Origin of the sequence: Moritella sp. 24 (assembly GCF_018219155.1) — a bacterium.
Taxonomy (GTDB): Bacteria; Pseudomonadota; Gammaproteobacteria; order Enterobacterales; family Moritellaceae; genus Moritella.
Map to the genome: position 1 here is coordinate 1,356,302 of NZ_CP056123.1, position 15,448 is coordinate 1,371,749.

A 15,448-nucleotide genomic window follows, 5' to 3' on the forward strand; every position below is an offset into this window, starting at 1 on the left:
AAGATTAGACATATATTTATAAAATGCGTTTTTGTGATACTTAATAGCTTAGCTTTTAAAGCTAAGCTATTGTTATATAGTTATAAATTTATTATTTAAAAGTTGTCCAGATCGGCGCGTGATCAGATGGTTTTTCGATACCACGTAATTCGTAGTCAACGTCACTTTCAATCACTTTTTCGTTCAGTGTTGCAGTCGCTAAGATCACGTCGATACGTAGTCCGCGGTTGTCTGGGAAACCTTTTGAACGATAATCAAACCAGCTGTAACGATCTGTTACTTCAGGTTTAATCGTACGGAACGTATCATGTAAACCAAACCCTTGTAGTTTTGCTAACCATTCACGTTCTTCAGGTTGGAAGCTACACTTACCTGTTTTTAACCAGCGTTTGGCATTTGGTGCGCCAATACCGATATCTTTATCTGCAGGAGAGATGTTGATATCGCCCATCACGATCACATCGTCTTCGGCTGTGTGGTTGTCATTCAGGTAGATATTAAGATCTTGATAGAATTTACGCTTGTATGGGTATTTCGTCTCGTGGCTGATGTTCTCGCCTTGTGGGAAGTAGCCATTTAGCACTGTGATAGGCTTGCCTGACGTTTGGTCAAACGTCACCATGATCATGCGTTTTTGTGCTTCTTCGTCATCGGTAGGAAAACCGTATTGCACTTTCATCGCGTCTACGTCAGCAACCGTACTCTTTTTTACCATCATAGCCACACCGTAATGTGCTTTTTGACCATGGAAAAATACGTGGTAGCCCATTTCTTCAACCGCAGCAACAGGGAACATTTCGTTATGTACTTTGATTTCTTGTAGACCGATAACATCAGGCGAATGTTTATCTACGATAGCTTGTAATTGGTGTAATCGAGCGCGAAGGCCGTTAATGTTAAACGAGATTATTTTCATTGGTTTTGAACCCTTTATTTGCTGCAAATTCTTATGCCTATAGCTTCTATTATTCACGCGTCAGTTGCGAGGCAAATTTTAAACTTTTTGTCATTTGTGCAGAAATAGGACGTTTTTAACAATGAAAATACAAGATTGCTTTTAACGGCTAAACCTTTTCTTTTCATGCATTCGCTGAATATTAAACTCTTTTTTAAGTTCAGCTTTACGTTCTGCTTGTTGCTCTGATAGCGGGAAGTCTTCGAGTTCAGCCAATGTCTCCGAAATCTTCTTGGTTATTTCAGGCCAAGGTCGCTCAATTTTAGCCAGTAGCGCTAAGCATACTTGTATTTTGTTTAACGCTGCACCAGTATTGAGCGGTGCGATAGAGAGCGCCGTTTCAAAGTGTTTAAGTGCAACTTCAAGTTTGTTCTCGGTAAATGCTTCAATACCCAACTTATTGTGGTGTTTAAATTCAACTTCTTTACTGTCTTCCTTGCCACTGATGCAGGCAAGTAGTTTTTCACTGTGTTTATTATTGTGCTGGATGTAAGGTTCTAGCTTTTCGGCAAACTCAAACTCTTCGAGCTCAATGAGTAGGTTCGCGAGCTGTGGGCCCAGCCATTCAGGGGTTTCTTCTGGTTCTATCAGGTATGCTTCGTTACTCTTAAGTAACATGTGCTTGGCCTTAACCTGATTACCTTTTACATTGTGGATTGATGCTAAACTGTAGCCTTCAAGTGCTAATAGCTCATCTTCTTCAACGTACGGGTGTTGTTGAGAAGAACGGTGAAATAACCCACTGATTTCTTGTAATAATCGACCTTGTTTAAACTGATCTTCTTCGCTTTTTGCCACTAAGATGATCGCTTGTACATAATTAATTAAATGCTGAGGATCTTGATGTATCGTATTTTTTGTCTGCATCAAAATAGCGAAAAATGCTTCTTTGGCAATCGCGGGCATATTGGTATCAAGTGCGAGTTCAGCTAATAAGCCTTGGCGGTCTAACGATAAATGCGAGTGCTTGATTGCGCGTTGTACAATATCGAGGGCTTTTTCGCTATCACCACCATCTCTAAAGCAATGTGCTAACCAGTCATAACCTTCTAATAGCATTGGCGTATATTTAACGATATCAGAGAGTAGTGGTATTGCTTGTTGGTAGTTTTTTTCTAGGTAGTAAACACGCCCAAGCAGTAGTTGTGCTTGAGTATGTGGATGATCTTCAATAAAGTCTTCTAAGATAATACGCGCGTCGGCATATTTTTCTTTTTCAATTAATAGCTCAGCTTTAAACAAACGACAAAAATTACGATAGCGTGCAGAATAGATGATAGCGTTATCACACTCGTCCATTGTTTGCGTAAAATCGTTGTCTTTGATCGCTTGATAGATAGGTAAAAGCGCTTCTTTTTTATTAAAGGCTTTTTGAATGCGTAAATTTAATTCATTTTGCGAAAATGGTTTCATCAAATAATCATCAGGACTCATTTGAATTGCACTTAATACAATCGCTTTAGAGTTATCACCCGTCACTAAGAAAAATACCGTGTGAATAGGCAATAGATTATTGACTTTTAATGCTTCGAATAACTGACGACCATTAAGACCTGAGCCAAGGTTGTAGTCAACGAGAAGTAAGTCGTAGCTATCATTTCGACACAGCTTTAATGCATCTTCAGCACTACCCACATGCGTAACATCTTTCGCACCAAAGTTAAGTAACATGGTTTTGAGCATGATCTGAAAAGCACGTTGGTCATCCACAATGAGTACGCGTTTATTTCGATAGTCAAAATTCTGATTCATGTTTATTCAATACTCAAAGGTGATGGATAGTTTAGTCACTCACTATTTATGCTAGCCACAATAGCAGGTATGCATAAAGCTGTCTTAAGAGGTGCTTATTTTTGTTGGCTAGCACTGTTAACTGGATATTTTTTGTGCGAATAATCGTGGATTTTAAATCATTGATATAAACGAAAAATAAGTAAAAAAAAGATACCTATAAAATACTTTATGGTTATCATTGGTTGAATTATAATGCCTTAATTATGGGATTTAATCATGATAAACGCAGTGTTTAATCAAAAATAAAGGTATGTATGAGGTTTAGGGATAAAGGGTTTACGCTTATTGAGATGGCGGTTGTTATTGTGATCCTGGCGATTATGTCGGCAGTTGCTGTACCTAAGTTCATTGACGTTTCGAGTGACGCTAAAAAAGCTAAGATTGCCAGTGTGGCTGCTGATTTACGTATCGCCATTGATTTGATTTATTATAAGTCTGTGATTTTGGGTGTAGAGGATAAATGCTACGACACAAAAGCGGACAATGACAATATTGTAGATAAAGATCAGTCTGCGAAAGTTGAAGGTTATTTTACGTGTAAGGGTTATCCTATCGCTTATCAAGACGCCATGAAACAGCTACTTAATTTGGGTGATGAGTTTACCGTGACCAATGCAAGTAGGGCTTATGATGATGAACTTCACCGTGTATTAGTGATTGCTATCGGTGATTCGTATACATATAAAGAAAATGGAACGGGAGATTATTGCCAAGTACTTTACCAGCCATACAGTGTGAATCAAATTATTCTTTTTGATAGTAGCTGCTAGGTTGTATGAACATTGAAGATAATATAAAGGGCGACGTATTCGTCCTTTTTAATCTCGTTATTTCACATGTAGGTAATGATGAAACGAAGAAATAAATAAGAATGAGTAATACATTATTTGATAAGGGTATTAATTATTCTATTACAAAGACAAAGAATAAATAGGGTAGTTAGGTAATAAGAACTGGAAGTATAAAAAAGAAGGTATTATCAGAAGAGTTAGAGAGTGGTGGAGGGAGAAGGATTCGAACCTTCGAAGGCTGAGCCGTCAGATTTACAGTCTGATCCCTTTGGCCACTCGGGAACCCCTCCACATTTTCTCTATTTTTTCATCTATTGCTAGATGTTATTTTACCCTGATGACTGTGATTATATTGGCCACAATATAAAATCAACAAAGTAGAATGATGGTGGAGGGAGAAGGATTCGAACCTTCGAAGGCTGAGCCGTCAGATTTACAGTCTGATCCCTTTGGCCACTCGGGAACCCCTCCACGTAATGCTTTTTTCATCTACTCGCATTGGTAGATGTTGTATCGCTTTGATGATTCATTCAAATTATTCGTTTAGGAATAAATAAAATCAGCAAAACTAAATGATGGTGGAGGGAGAAGGATTCGAACCTTCGAAGGCTGAGCCGTCAGATTTACAGTCTGATCCCTTTGGCCACTCGGGAACCCCTCCACGTAATGCTTTTTCATCTACTCGCATTGGTAGATGTTGTATTCACTTTAATGATTATAATAAGTATCATTGGCCACAATGTACAAATTAATTTAACTAATCAGTAAAGCTAAATGATGGTGGAGGGAGAAGGATTCGAACCTTCGAAGGCTGAGCCGTCAGATTTACAGTCTGATCCCTTTGGCCACTCGGGAACCCCTCCACGTAATGCTTTTTCATCTACTCGCATTGGTAGATGTTGTATTCACTTTAATGATTATAATAAGTATCATTGGCCACAATGTACGAATTAATTTAACTAATCAGTAAAGCTAAATGATGGTGGAGGGAGAAGGATTCGAACCTTCGAAGGCTGAGCCGTCAGATTTACAGTCTGATCCCTTTGGCCACTCGGGAACCCCTCCACGTAATGCTTTTTTCATCTACTCGCAATGGTAGATGTTGTATCATGTCGACATTTTTCATTTACATAAGTAATGATGCTATCAACATAATTTAAATATTGTGGTGGAGGGAGAAGGATTCGAACCTTCGAAGGCTGAGCCGTCAGATTTACAGTCTGATCCCTTTGGCCACTCGGGAACCCCTCCACAAGTACGGAACGGATAATATCAGAAAAAGTCTGTATGTGAATAAAAATTTCGAATAAACAGCTAAATATTTAGAAAAACAGGCCGATAACTTACTAGTTGATTATTTCGCGGCAAAATTTGGTTGTTCTGCGCGCAATATTGTTCAAGAGGTAACTTATTTACGTTCAATCGATACGACAACATGCCTTAATTGATGAGCTGCAACTCGGCCAACAATTAAATAAATGTACTTTAAATGGTGATAGAGCTAAATTTTCTCTGTTATTAAGTATGTTGTCATCTGATATATCAGATCAAAAACAGATCGAAGTGAAAGAAACTGTCGTTGATACGTCAGCGTATGATGCTGCGCGTATGGTCAGGTTAAATGAATATGCTGCAACGAATAACATGGCCGCAATGCGTTTAGAAATTTGCTTTGCATCTGAAGTCGGTGTTGATGTCGGAGATACTAAGTATGTTGCTGAGTCTGTATTACATAATAGTTCTCACCTATTACAGCAAAAATTAGCACACCAGTCTTTGATTAAACCAACGGCTAATGAGCTAGCGCAAGCTACTCAGCCCGAGCATTCCCTTCAAAATCCTGCATTACCATTTGAAAACCAATCAAGTACAGCCAGTTTATTAGATGTATTAAATAGTTATGACGCAGACAAGCCGCTCAAAATTACAGAATATAGCTAAAGATTGTTTTAAATATTTTTAAGATAGTACACAAGATAAGGCTAGATTGTTACACGGTGTTAACATATTATGACTTTATAGTAATAAACGTCAGGTTATAGGTAATACGCCATCGTATTTAATAAGCATTGTTCTGTTTATTGTCATTCATTTAACAGGTGAAAATCATGTCTGGTCTAAGTAGTTCTGTAGAAGCAGAAGGCAAGTCAGGCTCAATGGCTCAAGACGATATCGTCTATGCGCATATCTTTGATGCCATTCTTGAACGACGTCTCCCTCCGGGAACAAAATTAAATGAAGAAGCACTGGGTGATATTTTTAGTGTGAGTCGCACTATTATACGTCGTGCTTTATTACGTTTATCACATGAACAAGTTGTTGTTATCCGCCCTAATCGTGGTGCGATTGTTGCGTCACCGTCTGTCGACGAAGCAAAACAAGTGTTTATAGCACGGCATACATTAGAAGATGCGATCACCAAACTGGCAGTCGAGAATGCGACGGGTAAACAGATTTCTCATTTACGTAAGTTAATAGTAGAAGAAAATGAAGCGACGAAACAAGGTGATTTAGGTAAAGCGATTCGATTATCGGGTGAATTCCACCTCGAATTGGCAGCTATGTCAGGTAATGTCCCTTTATTTAACTTTCAACGTAGTCTGGTGTCATTAAGTTCGTTAATCATTGCGCAATATGAAGTTGCGACCAGTACACACTGTGTATTAGATGAACACAGTGGCTTGCTTGATGCGATTGAAGCGAAGGATACAGAGAAAGCCTGCTTATTAATGCGCGAACATTTAGCGCATATTGAATCCAAGTTAAATTTTAATGGTGAAACGGTGTCGAGTGATCTGCATGTTGTTTTTTCAAATGTGTTAAGTAAAAAGTAATAAGCTAAATAAATCAGGTCTATTATTTTATTCAATTGTATACAAACAATGCCAAATCCACAGTGATTTGGCATTTTTGTTTCTGCATTTTACAAAAGCAGAGTTAAATCTTATCAAAAATACTAATTCATAAATCAGCTCGTTAGAGCCTATTATTTAACATCTCAGCGAGGGCTTTCGCCATTATTCTACTTATTACTTACTGATCTATATTAAGTAATTCTCATTGTTATAGATATTTTTGTATTGTTTTTTCAGTTTTAGTGGCGCTTATAAATGGTTCTGATGATTAATGCCTTATTTAATTTTCACTATAATTGTATATATATCACCATAAAGATTGCATTAAATTGTGTCTCAATTGTTATTTTTATGTAACAATAAGTTGACTCTCGGGTCAGGATTTGATTTTAGAGACACGATTAATTATAAAAAAACACGAGCAATCAATGTCAATGTTACGGAATAACGCAGGAGGTACGACTTGATTAAGTTTCTACTTAACCAAAAGATGTGTCAGGTATCTGACCTTTCACCCAACACCACAGTACTTAATTTCTTACGCCAAGAAGAGGCGAAGAAAGGGACAAAAGAAGGTTGTGCATCAGGAGACTGCGGTGCTTGCACTGTTGTACTCGGTGATGTTGTCGATGGGCGGATCCGTTATACGTCGGTAAATGCGTGTATTACGTTTGTATCCGCTTTACACGGTAAGCAACTTATCACTGTCGAAGATTTGAAATCGAAAGATGGTTCGTTACATCAAGTGCAGCAAGCACTTGTCGATTTTAATGGTACGCAATGTGGTTATTGTACTCCTGGGTTTGTAATGTCGATGTTTGCGTTAAGCAAAAATACACCGTCAGCAGACAAGCACGCTATTTTTGAAGCATTAGCGGGTAACTTATGTCGTTGCACGGGTTATCGTTCGATTATTGATTCAGCATTGTCGTTAGCAGAGCAACCCCATGTGGTTGATGCATTCGAACGACTAGAGGCTGAAACCGTCGCAAAACTTAATACGATTGAGCGAAGCGGCACACAAGTATTAATAGGGGACGGTCAACAGGCTTATTCACCAGATAATATAGCTGACTTAGCTGCGCTACTAGTGAAGCACCCTGATGCACGAATTGTGGCGGGGGGGACTGATCTAGCATTAGAAGTAACACAGTTCCACCGTCCTATTAATACCTTGATCTCTGTTGGTCATGTGGCTGAGATGAAAGATATCTCTGTTACTGATACCCATATTGAAATTGGTGCCGCACGCAGTTTAACGGATAGCTATGGCACCTTAGCATTATACTTTCCTGACTTTGGTGACTTATTACATCGATTTGCGTCATTACAAGTCCGTAATCAAGGCACTATTGGTGGCAACATAGGTAACGCATCGCCGATTGGTGATACACCGCCAGCATTAATTGCACTTAATGCACAGGTTGAATTACGTTGTGGTAATGCTGTGCGCTTGATGGATTTAGAAGATTACTTTGTGGGCTATAAAGTGACAGCCCAAAAAGCAGCAGAGTTTATTACTAAAATTATTATTCCTTTACCGACCGAAGACCAAGTATTCCGTACGTATAAATTATCAAAACGTATTGATGATGATATTTCAGCGGTATTAGGTGCGTTTAACATTACCTTAAAAAATAATGTCGTGATGGATGTACGCCTTGCTTTTGGTGGGATGTCAGCAACACCTATGCGTGCTCAACATGCCGAGCAAATCTTGTTAGGAGCGCGATGGGAATATGAAAGTGTGGATGCAGCAATGCAAGCATTAGCAAAAGACTTCTCTCCATTATCAGATTTTCGTGCCAGTAAAGAATATCGTTCACTTGCAGCGAAGAACCTACTGAAGAAATTTTATTTAGAACAACAAAACACCACAATTGAAACGCGGGTAACGTCTTATGTCTAATCACAATAAAGTGCAATTATCACAGCCGCAATTGTTAGCACAAGTGAATCAGTCGATTAAAACGGGTGTCGGTAAAAATGTAAAGCATGACAGTGCGGGTATTCAGGTAACAGGCGAAGCTATTTATGTGGATGATCGCCTCGAATATCCCAATCAATTACATGTCTATGTGCGTATGAGCGATGTGGCACACGCCAACATCACCAAGATTGATCTCACGCCTTGTTATGAATTTGAGGGGGTTGAATTAGCGATTGAAGCTAAGGACGTACCTGGTGAGTTAGATATCGGGGCCATTTTACCTGGCGATCCATTATTGGCCGACGGTAAGGTTGAATACTTGGGTCAAGCAGTCATCGCTGTTGCGGCTAATTCGATGGAAATTGCACGTCAAGCTGCACAAGCCGCGATCATTGAATACGAAGAGCTACCCGCTATTTTGTGTGTTGAAGAAGCACTCGCAAAGAAAAGTTTTGTTACTGAGTCGCATCAACAAAAACGCGGTGATTCGGCAGCAGCCTTATCTGTTGCAACGCATATTTTAGAAGGCAGTATTCACATTGGTGGGCAAGAGCATTTCTATTTAGAAACGCAAGCCGCGTCAGTGATGCCAACTGAAGACGGTGGCATGATCGTGTATGCGTCCACGCAAAACCCAACCGAAGTGCAAAAACTCGTTGCTGAAGTGATAGGCGTACCGATGCACAAGGTTGTGATTGATATGCGTCGTATGGGTGGTGGCTTTGGTGGTAAAGAAACGCAAGCTGCAGGCCCCGCATGCTTATGTGCCGTATTTGCGAAGTTAACAGGACGACCAACTAAGATCCGTTTACCGCGTGTTGAAGATATGATGATGACAGGTAAGCGCCATCCCTTCTTTAACCAATACAAAGTTGGCTTTAATGATGATGGCCAAATCAACGGCATTGAAATTATCGTAGCGAGTAACTGTGGTTATTCACCGGATCTATCAAGCTCGATCACTGACCGTGCCATGTTCCATTCTGATAATGCCTACTATTTAGGTGATGCGACCATTACAGGCCATCGTTGTAAAACCAATACCGCATCAAACACTGCATTCCGTGGTTTTGGTGGCCCGCAAGGTATGATGACGATTGAACACATTATGGATGAAATTGCCGGAAAGCTAGGTAAAGATCCATTAGATGTACGTAAAGTGAATTTTTACGGTATCGACGAGCGTAATGTGACGCACTACTATCAAAAAGTAGAAGATAATTTTATTCATGATTTGGTTGCAGATCTTGAAGCGACAAGTGAGTATGCAGCACGTCGTAAAACAATTGATGAGTACAATAAAACCAGTCCAATTCTGAAAAAAGGTATCTCGTTAACCCCGGTTAAATTTGGTATATCATTTACAGCGACCTTCTTAAACCAAGCTGGTGCATTACTGCATGTTTATACCGATGGCAGTATGCAATTAAGCCACGGTGGTACTGAAATGGGGCAGGGGCTTAATACCAAGGTTGCGCAAATTGTTGCACAAGAGTTCCAAGTGGATATTGATAATATTCAAATCACCTCAGCGAATACCAGTAAAGTACCCAATACGTCACCGACAGCGGCATCGTCGGGTACCGATTTAAATGGTAAAGCGGCGCAAAATGCTGCTCGTACTATTAAGCAACGTCTGATTGATTTTTGTGTCGCCCACTTTGGTGTCACCGATGAAGAGGTTATTTTCAGTAATAATACCGTGACGATTCGTGAACAAATTATGACGTTTACCGATTTGATCCAACTCGCTTATTTTAATCAGATTTCTCTATCAAGTACTGGCTTCTATAAAACCCCTAAAATTTATTACGATCATGCGACCGCAAAGGGCCGCCCATTTTATTACTATGCTTATGGAGCATCGTGCTCTGAAGTTCTTATCGATACATTAACGGGTGAGTATAAAACCTTACGTGTGGATATTCTACATGATGTGGGCGCGTCACTAAACCCTGATATTGATATAGGCCAAATCGAAGGTGGTTTCATTCAAGGTATGGGTTGGTTAACAACCGAAGAACTGGTTTGGAATGATAAAGGTAAACTCGCGACGAATGGCCCTATGGGTTATAAGATCCCTGCGATTGCCGATACGCCAATTGATTTCAGAACGCATTTGGTTGAAAACCGCAGCAACCCAGAACAAACCGTCTATAACTCGAAAGCCGTTGGTGAACCACCGTTTATGCTGGGCATGTCTGTGTGGAGCGCATTACGAGATGCAGCCGCAAGTGTTGCAGAGCATCAATATGTACCGCATTTAGATACTCCTGCAACACCTGAACGGGTGCTATGGGCGGTGCAAGACGCTGAAAATTTTCAGCGTAGCGCGAACAAAGGTACAGCAGAAAACACGCGAATCACTGAGACTGAAATACTCAGCGAGACTGTTTAACGGCGTGTTTAGCGAGGAGGGATTATGATGTTTGAAGACAATTGGATTGATCCGCTTGCGGAGTTAAAGCAGCGTGGTGAAGTGTGTATCATGGTCACGGTACTTGAACATCATGGGTCGACTCCGCGTGATGCTGGAACCAAAATGTTGATCACACAAGATCAGCAATATGCGACGATTGGCGGCGGGCATTTAGAACATTTAGCCACGAAAATGGCGCGCGAGATGTTAGTTGATGGCACGGATAAATTAACCGTCGAGCGTTTTGATTTAGGTGCGAGACTCGGGCAATGCTGCGGTGGTAGCGCGACCTTGATGTTTGAACCGATAGGCCAGTCATTGCATCACTTGGTGGTATTTGGTGCTGGGCATGTGGCAAAGGCTTTGTTACATGTTGTAGCTACGTTGCCGTTTAGAGTAACTTGGATTGATGAGCGTGAAGACCAATTTCCAAATCAGTTACCTGATAATGTCACCAAGCTAGTCAGTGATGATCCAGTTGGTGATGTTCGTGATATGCCGAAAGACAGTTACTATTTAGTTATGACGCATAACCACCAACTTGATTTTGATTTAGCGAGAGCTATCTTAAAGCGAGGAGATGCGAAATATTTTGGCATGATTGGTTCGCAAACCAAGAAAAAACGCTTTCAATATCGATTACGTGCGCGTGATTTCACTGATACTCAGATTAATCAAATGGTTTGTCCGATTGGTATTAGTGCCGTTGTTGGTAAACATCCTGCTGAAATTGCCATTTCGGTCGCAGGTGAGTTAATCGCCACATACCAAGGCAGGACATTAGAGAGCAAACAAAAACCTAATTTAACGCAGGTAAATAGTGAAATTGCGAAGCTAGCCTAATATAGGTAGTGTTTTGTAAACATATATTATAGACACGCAATCTCGAGAGTATTAGGATAGCGTGAGATACGATGCAAAAGCATAACGAAGGATGAGTTAAATGAGTACAATTCGAACAGCATACCGATCAGCAATAGCACATAGTATTGGTGATCCCGATAAAGTCGGTATGGAAAATTCGTACGAATATTTTGCTGATGGTGCCATGATTATTGAAAATGGTATTGTGCAAGCGGTTGGTAACGCAGACGATATTCTTGCGAATGAACGCAGCGATATTGACGTTAAAGTATATGAAAATAAGATCATTACATCGGGTTTTATTGATACCCATGTGCATTACCCACAAACGGGGATGATCGCGTCTTACGGCGAGCAATTATTAGATTGGTTAAATAACTATACTTTCCCTGCAGAAAGTAAGTTTAATGATCCTGCGCACGCAACAAAAGTGGCAGAGATCTTTATACAAGAATTAATGAGTAACGGTACGACGACTGCATTGGTATTTGGTACTGTGCATAAAGAATCGGTTGATAGCTTCTTTACCCAAGCTGAGTTACGTAATTTACGTATTATTTGCGGTAAGGTGATGATGGATCGCAACGCTCCTGATTTCTTAACGGATACGCTTGAAAGTTGCTACGAAGACAGTAAAGAGCTAATTGAACGCTGGCATCAAAAAGGTCGATTGCATTATGCGGTTACGCCTCGCTTTGCCCCGACAAGTACACCAGAACAACTTGATGTTGCAAAACGCTTGTTAGGTGAGTTCCCTGATTTATACATGCATACGCATTTATCAGAAAACTTAAAAGAAATTGAGTGGGTTAAAGAGTTGTTCCCTGAACGTGCTAACTACCTCGATGTATACGATCATCATGGCCTGTTAAGTGAACGTTCGGTATTTGCACACAGTATTCACTTATGTGATAGCGAATGTCAGCGTTTAGCTGATACCGGTTCGGCTGTTGCCTTCTGCCCAACATCAAACTTATTCTTAGGTTCTGGCCTATTAGATTTACCGCGTTTAGAAAAATTCGGTATTAATGTAGGTATGGGTACGGATGTGGGCGCAGGTACGTGTTTCTCATTATTATCAACCATGAATGAAGCGTACAAAGTATTACAATTACAAGGAAAAGCGCTAAGCCCGTTTAAATCCTTATATCTTGCTACATTAGGCGGTGCGAATGCATTACGCTTAGAAGATAAAATTGGTAATCTTGCAGTGGGTAAAGAAGCTGATTTCGTTGTATTAGATTTAGCAGCAACACCGTTACTTAAATTCCGTATGGATAACTCAACGTCATTAGAAGAAACACTGTTTGCATTAATGCTGATGGGTGATGATCGTGTTGTATGCGAAACTTATGTGTTTGGTGAAAATCGTTATAGTAGCCTTTAAGCCATAAGCGCGATCTATCGATTTAGAATAATGATGCAGCAGCAAGCCTCAGTGTTTGCTGTTGTTATTAAGTACTCCTCACCTTATTTTACCTCTTAACCGAACTCTCTCTAACTCTCTCTATTCAATATTAATGACTCACTTGTCTTATCTGCTTATTGACTTAATTCGTGCAGTTTTCAATCCAATTAGACAGGCTTTTTGCTTGTTGACTGGCATCAAAATTATTCTCTACATTTAATCGTGCTAATTGACCCATTTCTTGACGTTTTTCTTTAGGGTAATTGATGAACTCAGAAATTGCTTGGCTCAATGCTTGTGTGTTCTTTTGCTTTACAATAAGTCCGGTGCCAGGCGCAACAATCTCTTTGCAACCCATTAAATCCGTTGTGATAACGGGAATGCCAACGGCCATTGCTTCTTTTAGTACCAAGGGACCTGTATCGACACAACCTGATTGTGAGATACAAAAGGGAGCAACTAAGCAATCAAATGTAGGCAGATTATTACTCACCCAGTGTGGCGATTTAGCGCCAAGAAAACGTACAAATTGCGATAAGCCCAAGGTATCAACTTGCTGTTGTAAATTTAATAGTTGGTCACCATCACCAATAATATCCAATGTCACTAAGTAATTTTGATGTAATTCATGCAGGCTTTGGATAAGGTAGCGTATCCCTTTTTGTTCCACTAGTCGCCCAAGAAAAACCAAGCGTATCGGTGCCAAATCGTTATTATTTTCTGGTGTTAACACGGGAGGTTTAAATTCGTTGGTTTTGACTCCGCAATGTAATAGCTTTATTTTTTTATGATTGATTTTTTTTAAATCGGCCTCCATGTCTTTGCACACAGCGACGACAAAATCACTGCTATTTACTTTTAAATTGACATCGTAAGGTGTTTCGTAAATATCATGGCCATGAGCAACAAAGGAGCATGTTATATTTATCATTTTAGCGGCAGCAATGGCGTGTGCACAGGTATGCTGTGCAAAATGTGCATGCGCATGATTCACACCTTCTTTACGCATTTGTAAGGCGAGTTGGAGGCTATAGCGAAATAGAGAGAGCTTAGGCATAGAATGCTGCATCGTAATAAACCGCAGCGCTTTTATCATGCCGATGGGACTGAGTGTTGTCAGTAAGGAAAAATAAGATTTTGCACCAATAACATGAATATCATAGTTAAATTTTTCACAGTTATTATGTTTGGTAAAGGTCATGACACAAACTTCATGACCATAGGCGCTCACTGAATCAACTTCTGTTCGAATAAATGTCTCACTGAGCACGGGATATGAAGGGGCTAAAAATGCCACTTTTTTCATTCTAATGTCCTTATTTCTTATCCTAATGGATGTTATTCCATCGCTACTACATCCAAAAAGTGATTTCTTCACTACTCTTAATTGCATCGCTAAAATAAAACAAAGCTTTAGTAAATAATAGTATAGATAAATGTGATTGGTTCTAAGCGGAACTGAAAATGGAATGTTAGTCGATGACATAAGGAGTAGTGTTATGGTATATAGCGTCTCAGTGATTATTCCTAGCTATAACTGTTTGGAATATTTGCCGAAAGCGATAAACAGTATTTTGAATCAAGATCGGTCAGATATTGAAATCATCATTATTAACGATAACAGCAGTGATGGCAGCGCTGAATATCTTGCTTCGTTAAGCCTGCAAGAATCTTGTATTAAAATCATAACGACAAATGGCGTAGGTGCCGCAGGTGCGCGCAATATTGGTATAGAACAAGCGACGGGTGAGTATATTGCTTTTCTAGACGCCGATGACTACTGGTATCCAAATAAAATATCGGCGCAATTGGCGCTGCATGCGGCTAACCCGAGCGTTGCCATGTCATTTACTAACTATGATCATGTGAATGAGCAATATCAATATATTGTGGATTGTTTTGGATACTGGAATCAATTTACACATATTACGACACCTTCCCATCATATTAACCAACCTCTAGCACAAGTGTTTGCTCACAATGTCGTTGGCACATCGACTGTGATGGTGAAGGCGTCGGTATTTGAAACGGTAGGCTTATTTGATGTTGAAATGAGTTATTGTGAAGATTGGCAACTATGGCTAAAAATATGCGAACACTTTGAGGTGGCGGTATTAACTCAAAGCTATACTGGCTACCTTATGCGTAGCGATTCCATTACTCAAACAGATAGTAAACGCTTGCAACATTTAGCTTGTATTGAACATATTATCACTGCGTATAAACAGCGAGATACAGGACTAAGTAAGCATACTTTTGCATTGGCTGATGCGAAGTTGAAAGAAGGCTATGCTGATTATTACCGTACGCAAAAGAAATTCATTAATGCGTTTTGTTATGAGGGCTATGCTTTTTTGCTTAACCCTCAAATTAGACGTATTAAAAATGGTCTTGGAGACATAAAGAAAATGATCTTAAGTCCAATTGCCTAA

11 protein-coding genes and 6 tRNA genes are annotated in these 15,448 nt (G+C 39.8%); 8 read left to right on the plus strand and 9 right to left on the minus strand.

The annotated features are described in order from the left end of the window. Positions 1–91: 91 nt before the first annotated feature. Positions 92–916: an exodeoxyribonuclease III gene (xthA, locus tag HWV00_RS06160; protein ID WP_211685247.1), complete on the minus strand. Its 825-nt coding sequence runs from the start codon at positions 914–916 to the stop codon at positions 92–94. A 141-nt stretch (positions 917–1,057) separates the two neighbouring features. Continuing rightward, the gene (locus HWV00_RS06165; RefSeq protein WP_211685248.1) at positions 1,058–2,707 is read right to left on the minus strand and encodes a response regulator; all 1,650 of its coding nucleotides are present in this window, start codon (positions 2,705–2,707) and stop codon (positions 1,058–1,060) included. Between the two features lie 296 nt (positions 2,708–3,003). Here HWV00_RS06165 and HWV00_RS06170 point away from each other — a divergent pair, with 296 nt between their 5' ends. After that, positions 3,004–3,519 carry a type II secretion system protein gene (locus HWV00_RS06170; protein WP_211685249.1) on the plus strand — a complete coding sequence of 172 codons (516 nt, stop codon included), beginning with the start codon at positions 3,004–3,006 and terminating at the stop codon, positions 3,517–3,519. Positions 3,520–3,745: 226 nt separating this feature from the next. On the opposite strand, the gene HWV00_RS06175 is transcribed toward HWV00_RS06170, so the two are convergent. From HWV00_RS06175 to HWV00_RS06200, 6 genes are all read right to left on the minus strand, one after another. Then, a tRNA-Tyr gene (locus HWV00_RS06175) sits at positions 3,746–3,830 on the minus strand. A 96-nt stretch (positions 3,831–3,926) separates the two neighbouring features. Next, positions 3,927–4,011, minus strand: a tRNA-Tyr gene (locus tag HWV00_RS06180). 105 nt (positions 4,012–4,116) lie between these two features. After that, a tRNA-Tyr gene (locus HWV00_RS06185) sits at positions 4,117–4,201 on the minus strand. 117 nt (positions 4,202–4,318) lie between these two features. After that, positions 4,319–4,403: transfer RNA gene (locus tag HWV00_RS06190), tRNA-Tyr, on the minus strand. A 117-nt stretch (positions 4,404–4,520) separates the two neighbouring features. After that, a tRNA-Tyr gene (locus HWV00_RS06195) sits at positions 4,521–4,605 on the minus strand. Between the two features lie 101 nt (positions 4,606–4,706). Continuing rightward, positions 4,707–4,791 (minus strand) — tRNA-Tyr (locus tag HWV00_RS06200). A gap of 201 nt (positions 4,792–4,992) precedes the next feature. Here HWV00_RS06200 and HWV00_RS06205 point away from each other — a divergent pair. The 6 genes from HWV00_RS06205 to guaD all read left to right on the plus strand — a co-directional run bounded on the left by HWV00_RS06205 (position 4,993) and on the right by guaD (position 12,995). Continuing rightward, on the plus strand, positions 4,993–5,481 hold the full coding sequence (locus tag HWV00_RS06205; protein WP_221344650.1) for a VC2046/SO_2500 family protein: 489 nt from the start codon (positions 4,993–4,995) through the stop codon (positions 5,479–5,481). 167 nt (positions 5,482–5,648) lie between these two features. Then, on the plus strand, positions 5,649–6,374 hold the full coding sequence (locus HWV00_RS06210; protein ID WP_211685250.1) for a GntR family transcriptional regulator: 726 nt from the start codon (positions 5,649–5,651) through the stop codon (positions 6,372–6,374). Positions 6,375–6,885: 511 nt separating this feature from the next. After that, positions 6,886–8,304: a xanthine dehydrogenase small subunit gene (gene xdhA / locus HWV00_RS06215; protein ID WP_370630518.1), complete on the plus strand. Its 1,419-nt coding sequence runs from the start codon at positions 6,886–6,888 to the stop codon at positions 8,302–8,304. Beyond that, positions 8,297–10,723, plus strand: a complete 2,427-nt coding sequence (xdhB, locus tag HWV00_RS06220) for a xanthine dehydrogenase molybdopterin binding subunit (protein WP_211685252.1) — start codon at positions 8,297–8,299, stop codon at positions 10,721–10,723. Before xdhA ends, xdhB begins: the two co-directional genes overlap by 8 nt. Before the next feature lie 24 nt (positions 10,724–10,747). Continuing rightward, complete coding sequence (xdhC, locus tag HWV00_RS06225) at positions 10,748–11,587, plus strand: xanthine dehydrogenase accessory protein XdhC (protein ID WP_255554941.1); 840 nt, start codon at positions 10,748–10,750, stop codon at positions 11,585–11,587. 100 nt (positions 11,588–11,687) lie between these two features. Next, positions 11,688–12,995 carry a guanine deaminase gene (gene guaD, locus HWV00_RS06230; RefSeq protein ID WP_211685253.1) on the plus strand — a complete coding sequence of 436 codons (1,308 nt, stop codon included), beginning with the start codon at positions 11,688–11,690 and terminating at the stop codon, positions 12,993–12,995. 163 nt (positions 12,996–13,158) lie between these two features. Here guaD and HWV00_RS06235 read toward each other — a convergent pair whose 3' ends face one another. Next, complete coding sequence (locus tag HWV00_RS06235) at positions 13,159–14,322, minus strand: glycosyltransferase family 4 protein (protein WP_211685254.1); 1,164 nt, start codon at positions 14,320–14,322, stop codon at positions 13,159–13,161. 193 nt (positions 14,323–14,515) lie between these two features. On the opposite strand from HWV00_RS06235, the gene HWV00_RS06240 reads away from it, so the two are divergent. Continuing rightward, positions 14,516–15,448, plus strand: a complete 933-nt coding sequence (locus HWV00_RS06240) for a glycosyltransferase family 2 protein (protein WP_211685255.1) — start codon at positions 14,516–14,518, stop codon at positions 15,446–15,448.